At 70.7% G+C, this 23,207-nt stretch carries 26 protein-coding genes; 13 read left to right on the top strand and 13 right to left on the bottom strand.

Translation table 11 applies throughout. From position 1 onward, the window contains the following. From JIG36_RS41460 to JIG36_RS41420, 9 genes are all read right to left on the bottom strand, one after another. Positions 1–758: ferric reductase-like transmembrane domain-containing protein (locus JIG36_RS41460; protein ID WP_307873126.1), on the bottom strand; the 758-nt coding region annotated here is incomplete at its 3' end. After that, complete coding sequence (locus JIG36_RS41455) at positions 755–1,741, bottom strand: FAD:protein FMN transferase (protein ID WP_203382154.1); 987 nt, start codon at positions 1,739–1,741, stop codon at positions 755–757. The genes JIG36_RS41460 and JIG36_RS41455, both read right to left, overlap by 4 nt. A 1-nt stretch (position 1,742) precedes the next feature. Beyond that, positions 1,743–2,003: a hypothetical protein gene (locus tag JIG36_RS41450; RefSeq protein WP_203382152.1), complete on the bottom strand. Its 261-nt coding sequence runs from the start codon at positions 2,001–2,003 to the stop codon at positions 1,743–1,745. Between the two features lie 200 nt (positions 2,004–2,203). After that, positions 2,204–2,821 (bottom strand): response regulator, encoded by a 618-nt coding sequence (locus JIG36_RS41445; RefSeq protein WP_203382150.1) that lies wholly within the window; start codon positions 2,819–2,821, stop codon positions 2,204–2,206. Continuing rightward, positions 2,818–3,963 (bottom strand): sensor histidine kinase, encoded by a 1,146-nt coding sequence (locus JIG36_RS41440; protein WP_307873125.1) that lies wholly within the window; start codon positions 3,961–3,963, stop codon positions 2,818–2,820. Before JIG36_RS41440 ends, JIG36_RS41445 begins: the two co-directional genes overlap by 4 nt. Continuing rightward, the gene (locus JIG36_RS41435; protein ID WP_203382148.1) at positions 3,924–4,715 is read right to left on the bottom strand and encodes an ABC transporter permease; all 792 of its coding nucleotides are present in this window, start codon (positions 4,713–4,715) and stop codon (positions 3,924–3,926) included. Before JIG36_RS41435 ends, JIG36_RS41440 begins: the two co-directional genes overlap by 40 nt. After that, positions 4,712–5,557: an ABC transporter ATP-binding protein gene (locus JIG36_RS41430; protein ID WP_203382205.1), complete on the bottom strand. Its 846-nt coding sequence runs from the start codon at positions 5,555–5,557 to the stop codon at positions 4,712–4,714. The genes JIG36_RS41435 and JIG36_RS41430 overlap by 4 nt, the downstream gene beginning before the upstream one ends. A 105-nt stretch (positions 5,558–5,662) precedes the next feature. Next, on the bottom strand, positions 5,663–6,427 hold the full coding sequence (locus JIG36_RS41425) for an ABC transporter permease (protein ID WP_203382146.1): 765 nt from the start codon (positions 6,425–6,427) through the stop codon (positions 5,663–5,665). Further along, positions 6,424–7,335 carry an ABC transporter ATP-binding protein gene (locus JIG36_RS41420; RefSeq protein ID WP_203382144.1) on the bottom strand — a complete coding sequence of 304 codons (912 nt, stop codon included), beginning with the start codon at positions 7,333–7,335 and terminating at the stop codon, positions 6,424–6,426. The genes JIG36_RS41425 and JIG36_RS41420 overlap by 4 nt, the downstream gene beginning before the upstream one ends. Before the next feature lie 69 nt (positions 7,336–7,404). Here JIG36_RS41420 and rnhA point away from each other — a divergent pair, with 69 nt between their 5' ends. The 4 genes from rnhA (at position 7,405) to JIG36_RS41400 (ending at position 10,216) form a co-directional block, all read left to right on the top strand. Beyond that, positions 7,405–7,872 (top strand): ribonuclease HI, encoded by a 468-nt coding sequence (gene rnhA, locus JIG36_RS41415; protein ID WP_203382142.1) that lies wholly within the window; start codon positions 7,405–7,407, stop codon positions 7,870–7,872. A gap of 6 nt (positions 7,873–7,878) precedes the next feature. Continuing rightward, complete coding sequence (locus tag JIG36_RS41410) at positions 7,879–8,997, top strand: epoxide hydrolase family protein (RefSeq protein WP_203382140.1); 1,119 nt, start codon at positions 7,879–7,881, stop codon at positions 8,995–8,997. Between the two features lie 77 nt (positions 8,998–9,074). Continuing rightward, the gene (locus tag JIG36_RS41405) at positions 9,075–9,761 is read left to right on the top strand and encodes a hypothetical protein (RefSeq protein WP_203382138.1); all 687 of its coding nucleotides are present in this window, start codon (positions 9,075–9,077) and stop codon (positions 9,759–9,761) included. A 107-nt stretch (positions 9,762–9,868) separates the two neighbouring features. Then, a complete protein-coding gene (locus tag JIG36_RS41400) occupies positions 9,869–10,216 on the top strand; it encodes an MmcQ/YjbR family DNA-binding protein (RefSeq protein ID WP_203382136.1) in 348 nt (115 codons plus the stop codon). A 147-nt stretch (positions 10,217–10,363) separates the two neighbouring features. Here the strand turns inward: JIG36_RS41400 and JIG36_RS41395 are convergent, their stop codons facing one another. Further along, positions 10,364–11,446, bottom strand: a complete 1,083-nt coding sequence (locus JIG36_RS41395) for an NAD(P)-dependent oxidoreductase (protein WP_203382134.1) — start codon at positions 11,444–11,446, stop codon at positions 10,364–10,366. 388 nt (positions 11,447–11,834) lie between these two features. Here JIG36_RS41395 and JIG36_RS41390 point away from each other — a divergent pair, with 388 nt between their 5' ends. The 6 genes from JIG36_RS41390 to JIG36_RS41365 all read left to right on the top strand — a co-directional run bounded on the left by JIG36_RS41390 (position 11,835) and on the right by JIG36_RS41365 (position 17,973). Then, complete coding sequence (locus JIG36_RS41390; protein ID WP_307873124.1) at positions 11,835–12,806, top strand: LacI family DNA-binding transcriptional regulator; 972 nt, start codon at positions 11,835–11,837, stop codon at positions 12,804–12,806. A 521-nt stretch (positions 12,807–13,327) separates the two neighbouring features. After that, entirely contained in the window at positions 13,328–14,641 is a 1,314-nt protein-coding gene (locus JIG36_RS41385) for an ABC transporter substrate-binding protein (RefSeq protein ID WP_203382130.1), read from the top strand. A 67-nt stretch (positions 14,642–14,708) separates the two neighbouring features. Next, positions 14,709–15,602, top strand: coding sequence for a carbohydrate ABC transporter permease (locus JIG36_RS41380; RefSeq protein WP_203382128.1), 894 nt, complete (start codon positions 14,709–14,711; stop codon positions 15,600–15,602). Continuing rightward, the gene (locus JIG36_RS41375) at positions 15,599–16,483 is read left to right on the top strand and encodes a carbohydrate ABC transporter permease (protein ID WP_203382126.1); all 885 of its coding nucleotides are present in this window, start codon (positions 15,599–15,601) and stop codon (positions 16,481–16,483) included. The genes JIG36_RS41380 and JIG36_RS41375 overlap by 4 nt, the downstream gene beginning before the upstream one ends. Before the next feature lie 115 nt (positions 16,484–16,598). Beyond that, entirely contained in the window at positions 16,599–16,913 is a 315-nt protein-coding gene (locus JIG36_RS41370) for a hypothetical protein (protein ID WP_203382124.1), read from the top strand. Between the two features lie 103 nt (positions 16,914–17,016). Beyond that, entirely contained in the window at positions 17,017–17,973 is a 957-nt protein-coding gene (locus JIG36_RS41365; RefSeq protein WP_203382122.1) for a DNA polymerase domain-containing protein, read from the top strand. Positions 17,974–18,277: 304 nt separating this feature from the next. Here the strand turns inward: JIG36_RS41365 and JIG36_RS41360 are convergent, their stop codons facing one another. After that, positions 18,278–19,237, bottom strand: a complete 960-nt coding sequence (locus tag JIG36_RS41360) for a helix-turn-helix transcriptional regulator (RefSeq protein ID WP_203382120.1) — start codon at positions 19,235–19,237, stop codon at positions 18,278–18,280. 53 nt (positions 19,238–19,290) lie between these two features. Between JIG36_RS41360 and JIG36_RS41355 the strand changes: the two genes are divergently transcribed. Further along, on the top strand, positions 19,291–19,968 hold the full coding sequence (locus tag JIG36_RS41355; RefSeq protein ID WP_203382118.1) for an alpha/beta fold hydrolase: 678 nt from the start codon (positions 19,291–19,293) through the stop codon (positions 19,966–19,968). Between the two features lie 13 nt (positions 19,969–19,981). Here the strand turns inward: JIG36_RS41355 and JIG36_RS41350 are convergent, their stop codons facing one another. Both JIG36_RS41350 and JIG36_RS41345 read right to left on the bottom strand, forming a co-directional pair. Next, positions 19,982–20,746: an ArsR/SmtB family transcription factor gene (locus tag JIG36_RS41350; RefSeq protein ID WP_307873123.1), complete on the bottom strand. Its 765-nt coding sequence runs from the start codon at positions 20,744–20,746 to the stop codon at positions 19,982–19,984. A gap of 45 nt (positions 20,747–20,791) precedes the next feature. Continuing rightward, a complete protein-coding gene (locus JIG36_RS41345; RefSeq protein WP_203382116.1) occupies positions 20,792–21,319 on the bottom strand; it encodes a hypothetical protein in 528 nt (175 codons plus the stop codon). Positions 21,320–21,439: 120 nt separating this feature from the next. Here JIG36_RS41345 and JIG36_RS41340 point away from each other — a divergent pair, with 120 nt between their 5' ends. Both JIG36_RS41340 and JIG36_RS41335 read left to right on the top strand, forming a co-directional pair. Then, positions 21,440–22,546: a sensor histidine kinase gene (locus JIG36_RS41340; protein ID WP_203382114.1), complete on the top strand. Its 1,107-nt coding sequence runs from the start codon at positions 21,440–21,442 to the stop codon at positions 22,544–22,546. Then, positions 22,543–23,205 (top strand): response regulator, encoded by a 663-nt coding sequence (locus JIG36_RS41335; protein WP_203382112.1) that lies wholly within the window; start codon positions 22,543–22,545, stop codon positions 23,203–23,205. Before JIG36_RS41340 ends, JIG36_RS41335 begins: the two co-directional genes overlap by 4 nt. Positions 23,206–23,207: the final 2 nt, after the last annotated feature.

Below are 23,207 nucleotides of genomic sequence, written 5' to 3'. Positions count from 1 at the left end.
CCGGGCCGGGCCGCCGACGAAGCGCCACTCCCAGCCGCCGACGGGTACTCGGCTCGGGCCGCCGTCGGAGCGCCACTCCCAGCCGACGACGAATAGCCGGGCCGGGCCGCCGACGAAGCGCCACTCCGAGCCGACGACGGGTTCCCAGGCCAGGCCGAAGCGGTGACGGACTGGGCGGGCTGGGAGTCGGAACGCAGGCGCGGGTTGATGTGGCGCGGGGTGCGCTGAGGGAAGCGGGTGAACGTCGGAGTCAGGCGCCAGACGATGGCGGCCAGGACCACGGCGGCGCACACGGCCGAGATCGCCCAGAGCCAGACCGTGCCGTTGTCCGAGCCGGTGCCGAGGCCGTGCATCAGCGCGATCGGCCAGCACAGGTAGGCCAGCCAGTGCACGGCCCGCCAGGCCCGGGCGCCGAGGCGCTGACGCAGCAGGCTGGTGATCACGATGGCGAGCACGAGGTCGAAGGCGAGCGTGCCCAGGCCCTGCCAGACCGGCCGGTAGTTGCCGACGAACGGCACGACCAGGTCGAAGAGCCGCAATTGGGCGTACGGGTCGAAGAGCAGGCTGACCACATGCCCGACCAGGAAGACCACGGACAGCAGGGCGGCGTTGCGGTGCAGCAGGTTCACCGCGAACCGGGGCAGGCCGAACGCCGGGCGGCCGCTGCGGGACCCGATGCCCAGCGCGACCACCACCGTGAGCAGCACCAGCGAGATGACGCCGCTGCCGCGGGCGAAATACCACAGCGCGTCGGTCACAACGGCCACCCGCCCAGGCGCAGCACGTCGAGGTCGGGGGTGACGAGACGGCTGGGTGCGCCGCCGAGCAGGGCCGGAGCGTCGTGGCCGCGGACGATCGCGGCGGTGGTGAGGGTGTTGGCCCGCAGGCACGACGAGGCGGCGACCGAGACCGTACGCCAGACTCGCGGGACCGGGCGGCCGGTGCGCGGGTCGACGATGTGGTGCAGCAGCTCGCCCGGGCGGCCCCAGGTGCGCGACGCGGTGCTCGAGGTGGCCAGGGCGGCGCCGGCCGGGAGGCGTACGGTGCACGCCGGGTCGCCCGGGCGGTCCTGCACCAGGATCCGCCAGCCGCCCTCGGGGCCCGGGCCGGCGGTGGCGATGTCGCCGCCCAGCGCGACCAGCACCCCTGCACCGAGTTCGGCCGCGACCCGCTCGGCGGCCCGGTCGGCGGTGACCGCCTTGGCCGTGGCGCCCAGGTCGAGCTGCACGCCGTCGGGCACGGTCAGTTCGCAGCCGCGTAACCGCACCGACCGCCAGTCGGGCGTGGCGAAGACACGGACCGCCGGCGCCACCTGACGCCCGGTCAGCGCGGCGAAGTCCCGGTCGTAGCCGAGGCCGCACAGCGCCGCGCCCACGGTCGGGTCGACGTCGCCGCCGGTCTCGCGGGCCGCGGTCAGCGCCGCGGCGACCAGTTCGGCCAGCAGCGGGCTGACCATGACCGGACGGCCACCGGCCCGGCCGGCGCGACGCAGCTCGGAGTCGTCGCGGAACCGGCTGCAGGCCAGCTCGACCGCGCCCAGCTCGTCACGGACCAGGTCTGCGGCCCGAGCCACCAACGAGGCTTGGGCGTCACGCGAGGCTTGGGCGTCACGCGAAGCTCGGGCGTCACGCGAGGCCCCTGCGAAGCGCGCCGGATCGGTGACGACAACCCGGGCGACGGTGCCCCAGACCTCCCACTGCGCGGTGTCGGCCCCGACCGGCAATGTCTCGATGAGCGGCATGTCAGGACCCTCCGGAGGTCGCGGACTGCCCGCCGCTGCTGCCGCTGTTGCTGTCGCTGCCACTGTCACCGGACAGCGACGGCCACTCGTCGGTCGTGGTCGACGACGTGCCGCTTTCGGAATCGGTGCTTATGGTCACCGCGGTATCAGACTTCTCGGACGCGTACGCGGCGGCGGCCACCGCTGCGGTCCCCACCGCGCTGGCCGCCACCAGGACGCCGGTGAGCAGCGCGGCACTTCGCCGGCCGGACTCCCGTTTCATCCGTGCCTCCGTTCGTTGAGGTCCCCACTGATGGACACCTCAGCAACGGTGCGCGTTCCCCCTCGCCCTGCCCTGTGCGCCTGCTTGGCGGTTCCTGTGAACCTGAGCCCTGGATACGTGCCATCTCCGGACCGTGGCGCCCGCCCTGGCCGGCGGCGGCTCGGTGCTGGAGGGTGTGCCCGTCAAGGGCGGGGAAAGCCTCAGAGCAGCCCGTTCTCCATGGCGGTGGTGACGGCGGCCGTGCGGTCGGCCACGTCGAGCTTGTTGAAGGCGCGCAACAGGTGGGTCTTGACGGTGGCCTCGGAGATGAACAGCTGCTTGCCGATGTCGGCGTTGGTCAGGCCCCTCGCCACCAGGCGCAGCACCTCGGTCTCGCGGGCCGAGAGGGCGGGCGGCGCGGGCTTGCGCACCTGTCGCACCAGCGTCGACGCCACGCTCGGGGCCAGCACGGTCTCGCCCCGGGCGGTGGCCCGCACGGCGTCGGCCAGCTCGGCCGGTGAGGCGTCCTTGAGCAGGTAACCCCCGGCGCCGGCCTCGATCGCGCGCAGGATGTCACGGTCCGATTCGTACGTGGTCAGCACCATCACGCGTACGCCGGAAGCCTCGGCCACGATCCGCTCGGTGGCCGACACCCCGTCGCCGCCCGGCATCCGCAGGTCCATCAGCACGACGTCGGGGCGCAGCTCGACGGCGAGCGCGACACCCTCGTCGCCGGAGGAGGCCTCGCCGATCACGGTCAGGTCGGGTTCCGCCTCGAGCATCCCGCGCAGGCCGTGCCGCACCACCGGGTGGTCGTCCACCAACAGGATCCGGATCACGCCGGCACCTCCACCTCGACCGTCGTGCCGGTGTCGGGGTCACTGACCACCCGCACGTCTCCCCTGACCTGTTCCGCCCGCGACCGCATCCCGGCCAGCCCGTAACCGTCGGCGGCCCCCGGCACGAAACCACGCCCGTCGTCGCGCACCACGAGCCGGACCGAGGCCGCAGTGTAGGCGAGCAGCACCGCCGCTTCCCGGGCGCCGGCGTGACGCCGTACGTTGGTCAACGCCTCCTGCGCCGCCCGCAACAGCACCACCTCCACCGCCGTGGGCAGTTCCCGTTCGTCGCCGGTCACGCGGAAACCCGCCGTCACGCCCGACTCCTCGTGGAAGCGGTCCACCTGACGCCGTACGGCGGAAGGCAGTGACCCTGAGGTCAGAGGCGCGGGCGACAGCGCCGCCACGAGCGACCGCGCCTCGGCCAGGTTCTCGCGGGCGGTCCGCACGGCGAGCGCGATCCGGTCGTCCTTCAGATCGGGGTCGGTCGCCTGCAGCAACGCGATGATGCTGGTGAAACCCTGCGCGAGGGTGTCGTGGATCTCGGCCGAGAGGCGGGCCCGCTCGGCCTCGCGGGAGAGGCGGGCGACCTCGGCCCGGCTGCTCTCCAGCTCGTCGATGAGCCGCTGCCGCTCGTGGCTCTGCTCGACCACGCGGGTGATCCAGTAGCCGAGCCAGATGCCGGCGGCGGCCGAGATGGCGGCGATCACCAGGTTCATGCCGAGCTCGTCGGGGCGCAGGATCAGGCCCGAGACGGGCAGCGCGGCGTTCGCCACGACCACCCCGATCACCGCCGGGCGCAGCGGCACCATCTGGAAGACCAGCGGGATCACGCCGAACAACAGCCAGTTCGCGTTCGGCACGAGCGTGACCGCGGTGGCGAACAGCACCAGGTGGACGGCCAGCAGCAGACGGCTGGCCCGGTCGGCCCGGATCAGCCGCCGGCCGATCGCGAGGTGCAGCACCACGATGGCGGCGAGCGCCCCCGCCGACCCGAGTCGGGTGGCGAGGGCCGGGCCCTGGGTGGTCAGGACCGCGGCCACCACCACGATCGAGATCAGCACCAGGTAGGCGTCCCAGAACAGGGCGCGCGGTTCCGAGGTCACTGGTCGGGCCGCGTCCACCGGAAGGTCATCAGGCACAGCACCAATCCGATCACACACCACGCGCCCAGGATCAGGGCGATGCGGCCCAGCTCCCACTGCCCGGCCGCCTCGTTGACCCGCATGCCGTCGGGCAGGAAGACGTACCGGAAGCCCTGGGCACTCCACTTCACCGGGAAGAACGACGCGATCGTGATCAGCCACGACGGCAGCTGGATCACCGGGTAGATGAACACGCCCGAGATGAACTGCAGGGCCACCACCGGCACGTTGAGGATCGCGCCGGCCGTGCGGCCGTGCTTGACGATCACGCTGATCGCCATCCCCAGCAGCGATGACGAGATCACCGAGAGCAGGAAGATCCACACGAAGGCCAGCCAGTGCGACGCGTCCGGCAACGACATGCCGAAGACCAGCGCGCCCACCGCGACCAGGATGATCGCCTCGGCCACGGCGAGAAAAGCCACTAAAAGCAATTTCCCGAGTACGTACGACGTGGCGGTGATCGGCGTGCCGTGCAGGCGTTTGAGGGTGCCGTCCTCCCGGTCCAGCGCCAGGCCCGCGCCCATGGTCACAAAGGCGGTGGTGAGGATCCCGTACGCGATCATGCTGGCCGAGAAGACGTGGGCGGCACTGACGCCGGGCTGGTCGTACGAGTCGGAGAAGATCGTGCCGAACAGGAGCAGCAGCATCGCCGGGAACGCGAACGTGAAGATCATGGCCGTGCGGTCGCGGAGGAACTGGAGCAGCTCGACGTGGCCGCGGCTGACCCCGAAGGAGAGGGTGCTCATCGGTGCGCTCCGATCAGGTTGAGGTAGATGTCCTCGAGGGTCGGCCGGGTGACGGTCAGCGTTCTCAGGTCGGTGTCGGCGGCGACGAGTTTGCGCAGCAGCGGGGTCGGGTCGTCGACCTGCTCGGTGCGCGCCACGCCGTTCTCGTGCCAGGTGACCCGCGCGCCCGCCTGGGCCCGGCCGCCGAGCGTGGCCGGGGTGCCCTCGGCGACGATCTGCCCGGCCGCCAGCACGGCCAGCCGGTCGGCCAGCGCCTCGGCCTCCTCCAGGTAGTGGGTGGTGAGCAGGATCGTCGTGCCCTCGGCGGCCAGCGTGCGGATCAGGTCCCAGAAGTGGCGGCGGGCCTCGGGGTCGAACCCGGTCGTCGGCTCGTCGAGGAACAGCAGTTCGGGGCGCCCGACGATGCCGAGCGCGACGTCGAGCCGGCGGCGCTGACCGCCGGAGAGCGTACGGATGCGGCTGTTCTTCTTCTCCTCGAGCCCGACCAGGCCGATCACCTCGGCGACCGGGCGGGAATCGGGGTAGAACCCGGCGATGTGCCGCACCATCTCGGTCGCCGTCAGGTCGGCGGCGTCCTCCGTGTTCTGCAGGACGATGCCGATCCGGGCCCGCCAGTCCGGGCCGGCCGTCCCCGGATCGGCCCCGAGCACCCGCACCTCGCCCGCGTCGCGGCGGCGGTGCCCCTCGAGGATCTCGGTGGTGGTGGTCTTGCCGGCGCCGTTCGGGCCGAGCAGCGCGAACACCTCGCCGCGGCCCACTTCGAGATCGATGCCGCGGACCACCTCGTGCCCGCGGTAGGCCTTGCGCAGGCCCCGAACCTCAATGGCTGTCATGCCATCGATACTGCTGGCTTTTCCTTCGTGGAGGGACGACCGCTCGGCCGTCAGTAGGTGTCAACCGAACGGTGGACACCTATCGCCCTGGCTCTGCTTACTGCCTTGGCTCCACTACTCCCAGCGGAACTTCTTGGCGGCCACGGTCACGAGCACCACGGCCCACGCGCCGAGGCTCAGCCAGATGGCGGTCGGAACGCTTCCCCCGTACGAGAGGGTGCTGCGCAACGCCTCGGCATGAGCGGCCAGGGGAAGCAGGAACCACCCGGCCGTGCCCAGGTCGGGGGCGGCGAACATGATGCCGCCGGCGGCCAGCATCAGCACGTAGATCAGGGTGGCGGCGCCGGTGGTGGCCTCGGGGCGCAGCAGGCTGGCCATGAGAAGAGCCAGGCCGCTGTACGCCGCGGCGGCGAGCACGGTGACGCCGAGCGCGGGCAGCAGCGCCTCGAAGTGGGGCCGCCAGCCGACGGCGACCCCCACCGCCGCGAGCACGATCAGCTGCACCACGATCAGGCCCAGCACCGCGGCGATCTTCGCGAGGAGCAGCCCGGGCCGGGTGAGCGGGGAGGCGCCGAGCCGCTTGAGCACGCCGTAACTGCGCTCGTAGCCGGTGGTGATCGCCTGGCCGGTGAACGCGGTCGACATCACGGTCAGCGCGAGCACACCGGGGACCACGAAGGCGAGCCGGTCGTCGCCGGGCACGTTGGTGACCTCGGTCAGGCCCGCGCCCAGCATCACCAGCAACGGGACGGCCAGGGCCAGCACGACGGCCTCGCCCCGGCGCGCGGTCAAGGTCAGTTCCATGCGGATCTGGCTGGCCACCACGCTGCGCAGGGGGGCGCGGCCCGGGGCCGGGGCGAAGATGCCGGTGCCACTCATCGGTAGACCTTCTCGGTGGTGAGCGCCAGATAGACGTCTTCGAGGGTGCGCCGGCGGGTGTTCACGGCGGTGACCTGGGCCCCGGCACCGGCGAACCAGCCCAGCACGTCGGAGATGGCGGCCGCGTCGAGGGCGCCGGTGATCGCGTATTCCCCCGGGGTCGTCTCGGTGACCTTGAGGTCGGCCAGCCGCCCGTCGGGAACCAGGCCCGGGTCGGCCCGCACCTCGAGCAGGTCGATGCCGGCGGCCGCGGTCAGCTCGGCCGGCGAACCGGTGGCGGCGACCACGCCCGAGCGCATGATGACGACCTCGTCGGCCAGGCGTTCGGCCTCGTCGAGCAGGTGGGTGGTGAGCAGCACCGACACGCCGTCGGCGCGCAGCTCCTCGATCAGCCGCCAGGTGGTGTGGCGGGCCTCGGTGTCCATGCCCGCGGTGGGCTCGTCGAGGAAGACCAGCTCGGGGCGGCCGACCAGCGCGACGGCGAGCGACAGCCGCTGCTGCTCGCCCCCGGAGAGCCGGCGCCACCGCGTACGTTCGAACTTGCGCAGTCCCAGACGATCGAGAAGCATGTCGACGTCGAGCGGGGTGGCCGCGAACGAGGCGAACAACCGCAGGATCTCGCCGGCCGTGGCCCAGGGATAGACGCCGCCCGACTGCAACATGATGCCGAGCCGGGGCATCAGCGCGTCGTGGTCGCCCATCGGATCGAGGCCGAGCACGGTGGCGACGCCGCTGTCGGGCCGGCGGAAACCCTCGCACACCTGCAGCAGGCTGGTCTTGCCGGCGCCGTTGTGCCCGAGCAGCGCAAGAACCCGGCCGCGGGGGACCGTGAGGGACACACCGTCGACAGCGGTCGTGTCGCCGTAGCGCACCACGATGTCGCGAACCTCGACCGCCTCGTCCCTCACGGTCAACCACTTTACGTGCCGCCCTCGGCTGTCCGGCCCTGGGCGGGGCCGCCCCGTTAGGGTGCTCACATGAGCGTGGTGGAGATCTACACCGACGGGGCCTGCGTGCCCAACCCCGGCCCGGGCGGCTGGGGGGCGGTGTTGCGTTACGGCGCGAAGGAGAAGGATCTCTTCGGCGGCACGGCCGAGCCGACCACGAACAACCGGATGGAGCTCATGGCGCCGATCCGGGCCCTCGAGACGCTGAACCGGGCGCCGATGACGGTGAAGTTGTACACGGACAGCATCTACGTACGGGACGGGATCACGAAGTGGCTGCCCCGGTGGTCGGCCAACGGCTGGCAGACCTCGGCCAAGCAGCCGGTCAAGAACGTCGACCTGTGGCAGCGCCTGAACGCGGCGGTGAAGCGTCACGACGTGCAGTGGCACTGGGTCAAGGGGCACGCCGGGCATCCCGAGAACGAGCGGGCCGACCGGCTGGCCGCGCGGGGCCTGCAGGAGGCGGTGGCTTCCGGCTCGATCGTCGGCGGGGCCTGATCCGCGGTGATCACGCCCTTCCGCGTTCCGCTGCCGCCCGCTTCGGTGGACGACCTGCGGGAACGGCTCGCCCGGACGCGGTGGCCGTCGCCCGCGCCCGGGCCCGGCTGGGAGCAGGGTTCCCCCCTGTCGGACGTTTCCGACTTATGCGCGTACTGGCAATCGGGTTATGACTTCTCGGCGGCGGAGGAGCGGCTCAACCGGCATCCGCAGTTCCGCACCGAGATCGACGGGGTGAAGATCCACTTCGTGCACGTACGGTCGGAGCGGGCCGACGCCGTGCCGGTGCTCATGACCCACGGGTGGCCCGGGTCGGTGGTCGAGTTCGCCGACGTGATCGGGCCGCTGTCGGAGTCGTTCCACATCGTGTGCCCGTCGCTTCCCGGGTACGGCTTCAGCGACGCCCCCACCGAACCCGGCTGGGCCGTCGCCCGGGTCGCCGACGCCTGGGCCGTCCTCATGGAACGCCTCGGCTACCCGCGATTCGTCGCCCAGGGCCACGACTGGGGGACGAGCGTGTCGACCGAGATCGGGTTGCGGCACCCGTCCCGGGTCATCGGCCTGCACCTCGTACCGCCGCTGGTCGCGCCCGACCCGGCCACGTTCGGCGCGCTCACCCCGGCCGAGCAGTCCGCCCTGGACGATCTGGAGGCCGCCGCGCGGGGTGACGGCTACTCGTTCGTGCAGTCCACCCGGCCCCAGACCATCGGGTACGGCCTGGTCGACTCGCCGGCCGCACTGTGCGCGTGGATCGTCGAGAAGTTCCACGCCTGGACCGACGGCGATGTGCTCACGCGTGACCAGCTGCTGGACAACCTGATGATGTACTGGCTCCCCGGCGCCGGGGTGTCGGCGGCCCGCTTCTATTGGGAGAGCTTCCCCGCCGTGCAGGCCGTCTTCCGCGGCGACGGCAGCGAGGCGCCGCCCGTGCCCGTTCCGGTCGGCTGCTCGATCTTCCCCCGCGAGAACCCGCGCCCGTCCCGGCGGTGGGCCGAGCGGCGCTTCAGCGACATCCGCTACTGGAACGAGCCGGCCCGCGGCGGGCACTTCGCCGCGTTCGAACAGCCCGGCCAGTTCGTCGAGGAGGTGCGGGCCTGCGTGGCCGCCCTCACGGCGGGAACCTGAGCGTTCCCGTTACTACGATCGGGGTACGTCAAACGGGCCATAGCTCCCGGTCTATCGAATTCGAAACAATTGGGGGCATGAGCGCGCCCGGCGACACTGTGCTGATCGTCATTCTCGTGGCCCTGTTCGTCGCCTGCTGCGGGTATGCGGCGGGTCGCGTGCACCAGCGGTACCAGCTGAAACGCGACCGGGAGGAGGCTTACCGGGACGGGTACGAGACCGCGTCCGACCAGGTTTTCAGCCTGGCCGTCCGGTCCACGGTGGCCAAGCCGCCGCCAGCCGCTGAGGATCCGGCGCCGCAGGCGGGGAGTCAGGTCGATCCCGGGCGGGCTTTCCGGCATCAGGGGGTCGCGGCTGCTGCTTCTGCCGGGTCGCCCGATGCTTCGCCTGTTCCGCCTGTCGCCGCTTCGCCCCTGTTGCCCGGCGCTGCTTCTGTTCCGCTCGGGGCCGACCACCCTGCGGCCCCGGCGGCGCTCGGATTTCCGGCGCCTCCCCCGCCGCCGCGCAACACCGTGAGCGAGCCGGCCGCCGTGGGCGGTGTGCACTACCAGAGGTTCCCGGAGCCGCGGCCCACCGAGGAACCGGCCGAGCCCGCCCAGCCGCGCTCCTCCGGCGGAAAGCACACCGTGCCCGACGAGCTGGTGCAGGCCGCGACCTATCGTCTGCCGCCCGACCGGGTGTTCCGGGCCAAGGTCCCCAACAGCACGCCGCTGCCCGAGGAGACGACCACCAACATCCCGGTGCCGAAGCCCCGCCGCCCCTGACCGGTTCCCGCTGACCCCGACCGGTTCCCGCCGCCCAGATCCGGCCCGTGTCGTACGGTTCCGCCGCTCCGGCCGAAGTTGTCGTACCCCCGCCGTAGGGTCGTCGCATGGTCACCGTCGATGACGTCCGGCGGGTTGTCAGTGACCTCCCGCGCAGCTCCGAACACCTCATCCATGACCGGGTGAAATTCCGGGTCGGCGCGATCGTCTACGTGGCGTTCTCGCGCGACGAGACCGTGATGGGCTTCGGCTTCCCCAAAGAGGAGAGGGCCGCGCTGGTCGCCGGCGATCCCGTCACGTTCCACCTGCCCCGCGAGTCCGACATGCGCTTCAACTGGGTCGAGGCCACGATGGCCGAGCTCGACGAGGAACAGATGACCGAGTTGGTGCTCGACGCGTGGCGCATGGTCGTGCCCAAAAAGGTCTGGTCGGCCTACCTGCCACGCCTGGCCTGAAACCGTCCCGCAGCCCGACCCGAAGGAGGTCTGCCCGACTCACCTGCCGCGCCTGGCCTGCAGTCTCGGCCCAAGGGTCTGGACGGTTCCGCCGCCGCGCCTGGATTCAAGCCGCCCTGCGATCCCGGCCCGAAGGACGCTGGTCGCTCACCTGCCGTGCCTGGAGTCGAGCCGCTCCACGATCTCGGACGGGGACAGCTTTCGATCGTCCTCGGGCGCGCCCTCGGCCAGGTGGGTTCCGGCGACGTCCGCGTAGACGGCGGCGATCGCGGTGAACAGGTCGGGGCTCAGACCGGCGGCGGCCTGGGTCGCGGCCACCTCGCGCATCTCGTCGACGAAACGCCCCGCCTTGGTGGCCGAGCGCGCCACCCCCGAGCCGTCGGCCAGTCCGTTGCGACCGAGGTCGGCCATGACATGCTCCAGCACCCCGTGGGCGCCCGCGGTCCGCATGGCCTGGGTGATGAGCGCGGTCAGACCCTTGTAGACGCCGCCGGTGCACATCTTGAGCGCGCTGGCCGAGCCGATCCGCTCCCCCACGACCACGGGTTCGACCAGCCCGCCCCACGGAAGTTCGGCCACGACCGAGGCCGCCGCGCCCGAGAGATAGAGCCGGGCACCCGGCGTGACCGTCGGCGGCGGCCCCGAGATCGAGCCGTCCACCACCTCGATGCCCGACGAGCCACCGCCCGCCACCGCGGCCGGAGAAGCTGCACCGCCGCCAGCAGTAACGGCCGCAGAAGCAGCAGTGCCGCCCTCTGCCACGCCCGCAGAAGCGGCAGTGCCGCCCGCAGCCACGGCCGCAGAACCAGCGACGCCACCCATCACGAAACCCGCAGAACCCACAGCATCGCCCGCCACACCCAAAGCGCCGCCCACGGCTGCGGGACCGGGGGTGCCGGCTAGAGCGGCGCTTACGGCCTCCATCGTGGTGGGCGAGACGGCGTTGAGGTCGGCCACGATCGGTGCTCGGCCGGCTTGGCGGGCCGCGGCCGCGATGGACCGTGCGGTCTCGACGGCGGCGCCCGGCGGCGTCACCGACAGCACGACGTCGGCCGCCACCAGCACGTCGGTCAGGGTCGGCAGCAGCTCCAACCCGGCCTCGGTGGCCAGCCGGGCCGTCCGCGGGGATCGCCCCTCCAGCGTGGTGACCACCCGGGCGCCGCCTTGCCGCAACGCCGCGCCGAGCCCCGACCCCATATATCCGGCACTGACCAGTGCGACCGTCACCATCTGCCTGTCCCCTCGCTCGCGATCTCCCCGCTCCAACCTAGGGGGCCGGAGCGAGACGGGCCCGGGTGTGCGTCGCGGGCGCCCGAACGACAAGGCGGTGCGGCTGGTGCGGCCGATCGTCCGATCCCGCCGACAAACCCGACACGGGTGCTCGCGGCGCGCGGCCAGACGGCGAGCGGGCCACGCCGCCGCCCGTCTCCCACTTCGACACCGGCCCTGGGGCCGTACGGTGGTCTCGGGCTGTCTCCGTCATGACACCGTTGCGGGGCGAACGGCCGAGGTCGGACGTATAGACATCGATGTCATACTTGAGCGTCCCGCCACTGAGAGTGCTCGGAGCAATATGCCCGCCGACGATGTGACCGTTCGCCGGCCTACGTTGACTCAGGTGGCCGCGCTGGCCGGGGTCAGCCTCAAGACGGCCTCCCGCGCGCTCAACCAGGAACCCAACGTCGCCCCCTCGACCGGGCGGCGGGTGCGTGACGCGGCCGACCTGCTCGGCTACCGGCTCAACGGCATCGCCCGGGAACTGCGGCGCGGCGCCACCTCGGCGCTGGTCGGGCTGGTCAGCGGTGACCTCACCAACCCGTTCTACTCGGCGGTGGCCAGCGGCATCGAGCGGGAACTGCGCCAGCACGGGCTCCTGCTGATCACCGCCAACAACGACGAGGACGCCATGCTCGAGCGCAGTCTCGTGGATGCGTTCCTGGAACGACGCGTACGGGCGCTGCTCGTCATTCCCAGTGCGGACGATCACGAATATCTCGCCATCGAGGGCAACCGGGGTGTGCCGTTCGTCTTTCTCGACCGGCCGCCGGACGGGCTGGCCGCCGACGCGGTGCTGATCGACAACGCGGGTGGGGCGCGGTCGGCCGGGGAGCACCTGCTGGCGGCGGGGCACCGGCGGATCGCGCTCGTGGCCGACCTGGCCCGGATGGCGCCGCAGCGGGCCCGGATCGACGGGTTCGTCGGGGCGATGCGCGCCGCGGGCAACGACGCGTGGGAGCCCTATCTGCGGACCGATGTGCACGACGTACGGCATGCCGAACGCACCGTCCGCGAACTGCTGGCGCTCGACCCGGCGCCGACCGCGATCTTCACGACCAACAACCGGCTCACCACCGGGGCCCTGCGGGGCATGCGCGGGCGTACGGATCCGCCGGCCCTGGTCGGCTTTGACGACTTCGACCTGGCCGACGTGCTGGGGACGACCGTGGTCGCGCATGACATGACCGCGCTCGGGCGGGAGGCGGCGCGTCTCGCGTACGAGCGCATCAGTGGGCATTCCGGCCCCGCCCGGACCATCGTGATTTCGACCTCTATCATTGCCCGCGGTTCGGGCGAGCGGCCACCACGCTGATCGAGGAGCAGTCGCCGCGCGATCCAGAAGCAGCCACCGCGCTGGTCCAGGAGCGGCCACCGCACTGATCCAGGAGCAGTCGCTGCACTGATCCGGGAGCGGCCACCACGCTGATCCAGGAGCAGTCGCTGCGCTGATCGAGATCGGCCACCGCGCTGATCGAGAGCAGCGGCTTCGCTGATCACTAGCGGCCACCGCTGATCACGGGCGGCTACCGCGCCGATCTGTCAGCGGAACGGAGTCAGCCGCTCACAAATGAACACAAGCGACGGCATGCGCGGCTCGATGACGTACGGGAGGTGACCGTTTTGCCCCCTCTCTGGTCGGCCCCAAAATTTCGAAGATCGCCGAAACAGTGATTTCTGCCGATGAAACCGCAGGTCAACGATCTTCCACTCAGGTAACAACAGAGTGCGCACGTAACGACACGGAAACAGCCGTTGACACTTGTGCGGTTGAGGCGGCACGGTACTCCCCATCGCGTGACAACGATGTCAATCTTTCGATAGGAGATAATCGGGATGGCCTTCAGTCCGGTTAAGGGTGGCGGGCGGGGCGGTCGGACGGGCTTCACTCGACGGGCTGCTGTGGCAGCTGTCGGTGTCGCCGCGCTCCTGACCGCCACGGCCTGTGGGTCCAGTGACGACAGCAGCGGGGGCGGCTCCGGCTCGACCAAGGTAGAGGTCTTCACCTGGTGGGCCGACGGCGGCGAGAAGGCCGGCCTCGACGGCCTGGTCAAGCAGTTCGGCACCGACTGCGCCGGGCAGACCTTCGAGAACGGCGCGGTCGCCGGTGGCGCCGGCGCCAACGCGAAGTCGGTCCTCGCGTCCCGCCTCCAGCAGAACGACCCGCCGGACACGTTCCAGGCGCACGCCGGGGCGGAGCTGCAGGACTACATCAACGCCGGCCAGATCGAGGACCTCAGCGCCGACTACGACAGCTGGGGCCTCAAGCAGGCGTTCCCGCAGGGCCTGATCGACAACCTGACGGTCGACGGCAAGATCTACTCGGTGCCCGCGAACATCCACCGGGCCAACGTCGTGTGGACCAACAAGAAGGTCCTGGCCGACGCCGGCATCACCAAGGACCCGACCGACATGGCCGGCTTCATCGCCGACCTCGACAAGGTCAAGGCCAAGGGCATCCAGGCCCCGCTCGCCGTGGGCAAGGACTGGACCCAGCTCATGCTGTTCGAGTCGGTGCTGATCACCGACCTGGGCGCGGACAAGTTCACCGGCCTGTGGACCGGCGCCACCGACTGGAACGACGCCGGCGTCACCAAGGCCATCAACGACTTCAAGACGCTGCTCACGTACACCAACAAGGACCGTGACGCGCTCGACTGGACCGACGCCGAGAAGCTGGTCATGGACGGCAAGGCGGCCTACCAGCTGATGGGTGACTGGGAGGCGGCCGACCTGGACGCCAAGAAGTTCACCGACTACGCGTGGTTCACGTTCCCGGGCAACGGCGACACCTTCCAATGGCTGGCCGACTCGTTCGTCCTGCCCAAGGGCGCGAAGAACGCCGAGGGCACGAAGTGCTGGCTGAAGACGGTCGGCTCGGACGCCGGCCAGAAGGCCTTCAACACCACCAAGGGCTCGATCCCGGCCCGTACGGACGCCAAGCCGGCCGACTACCCGAAGTACCAGCAGGCCGCCATGGCTGACTGGAAGTCGTTCAAGCAGGTTCCGTCCTGCGCCCACGGCTCGGCCTGCTCGCAGGGCTGGCAGGGTGCGGCCAACTCGGCCCTGGGCAAGTTCTCCACCAACCAGGACGTCGCCGAGCTGCAGAAGGCCATGGCCACTGCCGCTTCCGAGTTCGTCAAGAAGTAAGCACCAGCCGAAAATGGGGGCGGCCGAATGCCGTCCCCATTTTCGGCATTGACACAAAGGAGCCCGGATGCGCAAACTCCGGCACTGGGGACCGGGCCTGCTGCTGCTCTCCCCCTCACTGATCCTGCTCGCCGTCTTCGTCTACGGCCTCATCGCCTGGACGACCAAGGTCTCGGTGTCCGACGAGCACAACGCTCTGGGGTCGAAGGGCTTCGTCGGTCTCGAGAACTACACGAAACTGTTCACCAACGACATCAACGACCGGTTCACGCACTCGCTCAAGAACCTGCTCATCTTCACGGTCGTGTTCCTGGTCGGAGCCATGTTCTTCGGCCTGCTCTGGGCCTTCATCCTCGAGCGTGGCATCAAGGCGGAAGGCTTTTTCCGTACGGTCTACCTGTTCCCGATGGCGGTCTCGTTCGTCGCGTCGGGTGTGGTGTGGCGGTGGCTGATGAACCCGAACAAGGGTGAGAGCGCCGGCGGCCTGAACTCCGTACTGGGCGGGCTGGGTCTTGATTTTCTGCAGAACACCTGGTGGACCAACCCCGACTGGGGCATGGCGGCGATGGCGATCCCGGCCATCTGGCAGCTGTCGGGTTACGTGATGGCGCTGTTCCTGGCCGGTTTCCGCGGCATCCCGCAGGAGCTGCGCGAGGCCGCCGCGATGGACGGCGCGTCGACCTACCGCCTGTACCGCAACGTGATCTTCCCGCAGCTGACCCCGGTCGCGCTCTCGGCACTGATCATCCTCGGCCACATGTCGATGAAGATGTTCGACCTGATCATGAGCGTCTCGGGCCCGCAGTGGCTCACCGAGGTGCCCGCGATCTACGTCTGGCAGACGCTGCTGACCAGTGACTACGCCAAGGCGGCGGCGATCTCGATCATCCTGCTGCTGCTGGTGGCCGTGGTCATCGTGCCCTACCTGATCTACACGAACCGGCAGGAGAAGAACGCATGACGGCCGTCGTCGCTCCGCCGGAGAGCGTGCCCAACCTGGCGCCGGCGCGAAAACCGAAGCGCCGCGGGGGTCCGGGTGCGATCGTCAAGTACGCGCTGGCCCTGATCTTCCTGATCATCGTGTTGATGCCGATGTACGTGCTGATCGTGACCAGCTTCAAGTCGGGCTCGGACATCGGTGTGGCCAGCCAGTGGAGCCTGCCCGAGACGTGGACCATGGCGTCGTGGGAGAAGGCCTGGAACGCCCTGCGGCCCGCGTTCTTCCGCACGTTCCAGCTCGCCATCCCGGTCGCGATCATCTCGTCGCTGATCGGCGCGGCCAACGGGTTCGTGCTGTCGCGCTGGCGCTTCCCCGGTGCCGACGTGGTGTTCACGCTGATCCTGTTCGGCATGTTCATCCCGTACCAGGCCGTCATGATCCCGCTGCGCGAGATCGTCACCACCCTGGGCATCCCGCCCGGCATCACGACGCTGGTGTTCGTGCACTGCGTCTACGGCATCCCGATCTGCACGCTGATCTTCCGGAACTACTACGCCACCACGGTTCCCGAGGAACTGATCGAGGCGGCCCGGGTCGACGGCGCGGGCCTGCTGCGCACGTTCGGCCGGATCATCCTGCCGATCTCGATCCCCGGCTTCGTGGTGACGATCATCTGGCAGTTCACGTCGGCCTGGAACGACTATCTGTTCGCGATCTTCCTGTCCAACACCAGGAACGGGCCGATCACGATCGCGCTGAACGCCCTGGCCGGCGCCCAGTCGCCCGACTACGCGGCGTCGATGGCGGGCGCGCTGATCACGTCGCTGCCGACGCTGGTCGTCTACGTCCTCCTGGGCCGCTGGTTCATCGGCGGCCTGATGGCGGGCTCGGTCAAGAGCTAGAACCGCCCACGGTCCCCGGCACGCTCGACGGCGTGCCGGGGACCGGGTCACTATTCGGTCAATTCCCCCTCGGTGGTAAAGACGCCGATGCTTGATCACCACTAGGCTCAACGGCGTGAGCTTCACCGATCGCATGGCCTACGCCCTCGAGAAAGACCTGGTTGACGACGAGCGCCATGCCAAGGTGGGGCTGCGCGTCACCGCGATCACGGCCGGCTGGGCGGTCATCGTCCCGATCCTCGTCGTGTACGGGGTGACGGGCCGCGAGCGCGAGACCGAGGTGCTCTCGATCGCCGCCACCCTGACGCTCCTGCTGCCCTTCCTGGCCGCCGTCATCGCGACTCATGGCCGCCGGTTCGGCATCGGTGGGGCGTACGTGGTCCTGACGCTCCTGATGGTTCTCCCCGCGGTGTGGATCGCTCAGCTCTGACTCCTCGCGGGGTTGCTCCGCCGTCCAGGTCGCTCTGACTCCTCGCGGGGGTCACTCGGCGGTCCGGGTCGCTCTGCTCTCACGAGTCCGGCACGATAGGCGCATGGCGGACAAGGGCGAGGAGCGCGACGGGGTCAAGCTCACCAACCTCGATCAGGAACTGTTCGAGGGTGCGGGAGCGACCAAACGAGACCTGGTCGACTATCTGGACGCGGTGAGCAACCGGTTCCTGCCGGTGCTGCGTGACCGGCCGCTCTCGGTCATCCGGCTGCTGCGCGGCCAGGACAAGTTCATGCAGAAGAACCTCCCGAAATACACGCCCGACTGGGTCCCCCGCACGGCGGTCTGGGCCGACTCGTCCCACCGCGAAGTTACGTACGGGCTCTGCAACGACCGCCGAACCCTGCTGTGGTTCGGCAACCAGCGCGCCATCGAATACCACCCCGCGCTGATGCTCGCCGGCACCCACTCCCCCACCCACCTGATCATGGACTTGGACCCGCCCGAGGGCGGCGCGTTCGAGCTGGCGGTGAAGGCGGCCCGGCTGGTGCGCGAGGCCCTGAAGAGCGCGAACATGGCCGGGGCGGTGAAGACGAGCGGCGCCAAGGGCGTGCACGTGTTCGTGCCGCTCGACGGCAAGGCTGACCCCGAGGAGGTGGCAGCGGCGACCCGGGCGGTGGCCGCGCGAGCCGAACGCCTGGACCCCGAACTGACGACAACCGCGTTCATCCGCGAGGACCGCCACGGCAAGGTCTTCCTCGACGCGACCCGAGCCGGAGGGGCGACGGTGGTGGCGACCTACAGCCCGCGGGTGCGGCCGGGGTGCCCAGTCTCGTTCCCGCTGGCGTGGGACGAGCTGGACGACGTGAAGCCGTCGGACTTCACCCTCCACACGGCGCTGGACCGGCTCGGAGACAAGGACCCGTGGGCAGCCGAGATGCCGGAGCCGCAGGCGCTCGACCCCGGCCTGGTCGAGGAGGGCCGCACCATTCCGATCGCCCGCGTGCAGGCCATGCACGAGGGCAAACGCAGGGCAAAGGCCCGCCGCGAGGCCAGCTAGCCCCACTCCGCCGCACCGCGCAGGTGACCGCCAACTAGACCCTCCCCACCGCACCACAGGGGGCTGGCCAAAAAATAGCGCGCGCAAAAACGGCAAAACGACTTGTCCACAAGTGACGCTGCTGACAAGTTCGACGTCGCCCGGAATCGCCCGGAACAGCCCGTCAACACGCCGGCCACCACGACAGGCTTTGCCGACCGCACAGCGGCAGCGTGTGGATAAGCCCCAAGGCAGCGGCCACCGCAGCACGGTCCGCGGCGCCAGCCAAGCCGCCAGACCCGCCGACCGAGCAAACAGTGGCGGCTCAGACTTCCCGGGCGGCGGCGGTGAAGCGGGCTCCCAGCTCGGCCACGGCCGCGCGCAGCTCCGGGCACTCCTCGACGGTGAAGTCGATGGGGATCGTGGCCAGCCACTCGTGGGCGTACATCCGGGTGTTGGTCGTGCTGCCGATGAGCACGCACCGGTCGCCGTCGGGTTCGAGGCGGCCCATCGTCGCACGGATCCAGGGGGCCACCCGCTCGTGCGGCGCGTGGAAGACGACCCGGGTCTGGTACTTCCAGCCGGAACCGAGGTTCTGCTCCAGAGCGGCGACCGGGTCGAGGTCGTCCGGTGGCGTGAAGCTCTGCACCAGCGACTTGACGGCGCGGATCCGGTCGATGCGGTACGTACGGATCGCGTCCGCCCGGTGGGAATGGCACAGCAGGTACCACTTGCCGAAGCGCACCACCACCGCCCACGGATCGACCTCGGAGTCCCAGGTGTCGCCGACCTCGTTCGCGTAGGTGACGGCCACGCGGCAGCGGTCGGCGACGGCGGCGACCAGCGCGCTCATCACGGCCGGGTCGGCTCGGGCCGAGTGCCGGTCGGGGGCGGCCGACGCGTACGCCCGGAGTGCGGCCGCCTGCCGTCCGATGCCCTCGGGCAGGGCGCGGATCACCTTGCTGAGCGCCGAACCGACCAGGTCGTCGGCGTCGATCGCGGCCGGTTGACCGTCGAGCACCGCCATCACCAGGCCCAGGGCCTGCTCCTCGGTGAAGACGACCGGTGGCAGCCGGGTGCCGCGGCCCAGGCGATATCCCCCGTACGGGCCCCGGACCGACTCGACCGGAATGCCGGCCTCACGCAGGATCCCGACGTAGCGCCGCGCGGCCCGTTCGGTCACGCCCAGCTGGGTGGCCAGTTGGTCGGCGGTCGTGCCGGGGCGGGCCTGCAGAATCTCGAGCGTGCGCAGGGCGCGGGCGGTGGGACTCGAAGGATTCTCCACCTGCCGCAGGCTACCGGAAGTGGAACGTCCGGAACCGGTCCTAGGTTGGGGGCATGACTGACGACGTACGGATCGTGCTCCTCGGCGGCCTCTGGCTCGACGCCTCGGCCTGGGACGGCGTGGTCGCCGAGCTCGGCAATGCGGTGGCGGTGACGCTGCCCGGTCAGGGCGACGGCAACACCGCGGCCACGCTCGACGACCAGATCGCAGCCGCGGTCGCGGTGGTCGACGCGGCGCCCGGGCGGTCGGTGGTGGTCGGCCACTCGGCCGCCTGCACGCTGGCCTGGCTGGTGGCCGACGCCCGCCCGGCCAAGGTGTCCAAGGTCGTGCTGATCGGCGGTTTCCCGAACGCCGACGGCCAGTCCTACGCCGACTTCTTCCCGGCCGAGAACGGCGCGATGGCGTTCCCGGGCTGGGAACCGTTCGAGGGACCGGACTCGGCCGACCTCTCGCCCGAGGCCCGCGCCGAGTTCTCGGCCAAGGCCATCCCGGTGCCCGAGGGTGTCTCCAAGGCGACCGTGCACCTGACCGACGAGCGGCGCTACGACATCCCGGTGGTCATGGTCTGCCCGGAATACACCCCGGCCCAGGCCCGCGAGTGGATCGACGCCGGCGAGCTGCCCGAGCTGGCCCGGGCCAAGCACGTCGACCTGGTCGACATCGACTCGGGCCATTGGCCGCAGCTCACGAAGCCGGCCGAGCTGGCCGCGATCCTGGCCAAGCTCCAGTAGGAGTCCGCGAGTCTTATCGGTGCATCTCCCACGGGGCCTGCGGCAGGGTCTCGCCGGTCTCGAGCAGCGACTTCAGGTTGGCCAGCACGGCCGGCCACCCCTTCGAGATGCCACCCAGCTGCTCGGCGTTGGCCAGCTTCTCGTGGGTGACGGTGAGACGCACGATTTCCTCGTACCGCTCGATGAGGAACGTGACGGCGGACGGCTCGCGCGTGGCGCCCGGGTCGTCCTCGAACGTGATGACCAGGCGCGTCGGCGGCTCGGCGGCGAGCACCCGGCCGGTCACGTCGACCACGCCCGAGTCGTCGGCGCGGCGGTGCTCCCAGGTGGAGCCGGGCTCCCAGTCGGAGACGTTGGCGTGGCCCCACCAGCGGGCGGTCAGGTCGGCGTCGGTGAGGGCCTTCCACACCTCGGTGGCGCCGGCCCGGATGTAGGTGACATAGACGTAGTCGGGGACGGTCATCGCGTTCTCCTCGGCCTGACGTTTGATGGCGCCGAGGGCGTCGAGGCGGGGACGGTCGAAACCCGAGATCCAGCGGTCCTCGATCTCGTGGATCGGCACCGGGTTCAGGTAGTGCAACCGTTCCCGCCCCCGCCGCACGACGGTCACGAGATTGGCGCGCTGCAGCACGTCGAGATGCTGGGTGGCGGACTGGCGGGCCATGTTCAGCCGCTCGCACAGTTCACCCAGCGTCTGGCCGTTCTGCTCGCGCAGGCGGTCGAGCAGGAGCCGCCGCGTCGGGTCGGCGAGCGCCTTGAAGACCGGGTCCAAGCTCACGCCCCGTTATGCAGGCAGATACCTGCATAACGTCAAGCCACCGGTTCAGACCAGATCGCGCCAGAACGGGACGGTGGCGCGAGCCGGGGTCGCCGACGGGGAACCCAGGGCGAACTCGCGGTTCAGCCAGTCCGTCAGGTCGCTGCCGTAGAAGATGATGTCGGTCTGATAGACGGACAGCACCGGGTGACCCGTCGTGGCGGCCGGCAGGAAGCGGTGCGAATAGACCGGCACCAGGCGCGGCACGGTCATCAGGGAGGCGCGGGCGGCGGCCACGGCCTGCTCGGGGTCGCCGGGGCGGGGGCCCCAACCCTCGTACCAGAAATTGTTGGAACCGACGTCGAAGAGCACCCCCTCGACCGGCCAGGCCAGGCGTTCGCGCAGGGCGTCCCGGTCGGGGCCGCGCCAGTCGGGCCATCCGCGGCCGGTCGGCACGCCGGCGGCGAGGAAGGCACGGTGGTCGTCGGCGAAGGTGAAACCGAACTCGTGCTCGATCGCGGAGAACTCCGCATCGGACAGTCCGGGGGCGAGGGGAAAACGGCCCGAGGCGGCCATCAGTTCCGCGGCGGTCACACCGCACACCCTATCGGCGGGGATACTCCAGATGGTGTAGCGCGTAGTCGGGAGGCGTCGATGGAAGTGACCACCGGCGGACGACGCCCGGCACCCCGGTCCGTTCCTAACGTTCCGGCCATGACCAGATATCTCGCTTCCGCATTGACCGTCGTCGGCGTTCCGGCCGGCCTTGCGATCACCGGTGGCAACACCCAGACCGTCATGACCGTCACGCTGGCCTTCTGGCTCGCCGTGGCCGCGTTCTTCGCCAACCGCTTTCCCCGTACGGTCCTGGTCGTCTCGCTCGCGATGGTGGCCGGGCTCCGCGGCTCCGACCTGGTCGGCTCGGGCTGGGTGTGGCCGGCCACCGCGGCGTTCGTAGCCGTCGTGCTCGCGGGCCAGGCACGCTTCGCGGTGATCGCGGGTGGCGTGGCGCTGGCCTACGGCGCCGCCTGGGACGGCTTCGTCAACCAGGACCACAACGGCAACTGGGCGCTGGCCCACGTCGGCGGGGACGCGCTGTGGCTGGCCGCCGCGCTCGCCGTCACCAACGCCTATCTGAGCACCCGGCGCTGGCAGCAGGAGATGGGCCTGCGCCTGGAACAGGAACGGCAGCAGCGCGAGGTCGAGGCCGGGCGGCGGCGGGCCGAGGAGCGGGTCGGCATCGCCCGCGACCTGCACGACGTCGTGTCCCACACCCTGGCCGTGGTGGGCGTGCACCTCAACGTCGCGCTCGACGCCTTCGACAGCGACCCCGACGAGGCCCGCTCGTCTCTGCGGCTGGCTCAGGACGTACGGGGAAAGGCCATGTCGGACCTGAAGTCGCTGGTGGATGTGCTGCGCGAGGGCGGCCGGGCCGAACCGGTGGAGGGGCTGGACGGCATCGAACGGCTGGCCGAGCAGGTGCGCGGGGCCGGGCTGACCGTGTCGCTGAACGAGTTCGGCGAGCGGTCGGACGTGCCGGCGCCGGTGGCCACGACGGTCTACCGGGTGGTGCAGGAGGCGCTGACCAACACGGTGCGGCACGCGTCGGCCCGGCGGGCGACGGTCACGCTTCGCTACGCGCCGACAAGCGTTGTGGTCGACGTGCAGGATGACGGGGTGGCACCGGAGGTGGTGGTCGACGGCAACGGGATCGCGGGCATGCGCGAGCGGGTGGCCGCGCTCGGCGGCGCGCTCACGGCCGGTGCGGGCAAGAGCGGTTTCGCCGTACGGGCGACGATCCCCTACCTGGAGCGCGCATGATCTCAGTGCTTCTCGCCGACGACCAGCACCTCGTACGGGCCGGGTTCCGCAGCCTGCTCCGGCGCGACAAGGGCATCCAGGTCGTCGGCGAGGCGTCCACCGGGGACGAAGCCGTCCGGACCGCTCGCGAGCTGCGGCCCGACGTGATCCTCATGGACATCCGGATGCCCGGGATGGACGGGATCGCCGCCACCCGGGCCGTCCTGGCCGAACGCCCCGAGACCCGGGTGATCATCCTGACCACGTTCGAGACCGACGAGTACGTCTTCGCGGCACTGGCCGCCGGGGCCAGCGGGTTCCTCACCAAGGAGATCGGGCCGGACGGGCTGCGCCAGGCGGTGAAGGTGGTGGCGGCCGGCGACGCGCTGCTCTCCCCCAGCGTCACCCGGCGGGTGGTGGGCCAGTTCGCCTCGCGCCCGGTCGTGGCGGCGGCCGCTCCCGGCGGTGACCGGCTGGCCGTGCTGACCGACCGCGAGCGTGAGGTCGTACGGCTGGTCGCGGCCGGACTGTCCAACGAGGAGATCGCCCGCGAGCTGGTGATCAGCCCGCTCACCGCGAAGACCCACATCACCCGGGCCATCACCAAGCTCGGCGTCCGCGACCGGGTCCAGCTGGTGATAATCGCGTTCGAGGACGGGCTGGCCGGCCCGTTATCGTGACG

This window comes from Paractinoplanes ovalisporus, assembly GCF_016834655.1.
Taxonomy (GTDB): domain Bacteria; phylum Actinomycetota; class Actinomycetes; order Mycobacteriales; family Micromonosporaceae; genus Actinoplanes; species Actinoplanes ovalisporus.
Note: the sequence above shows the minus strand (reverse complement) of the source record. Positions and strands in the feature narration are given on the sequence as shown.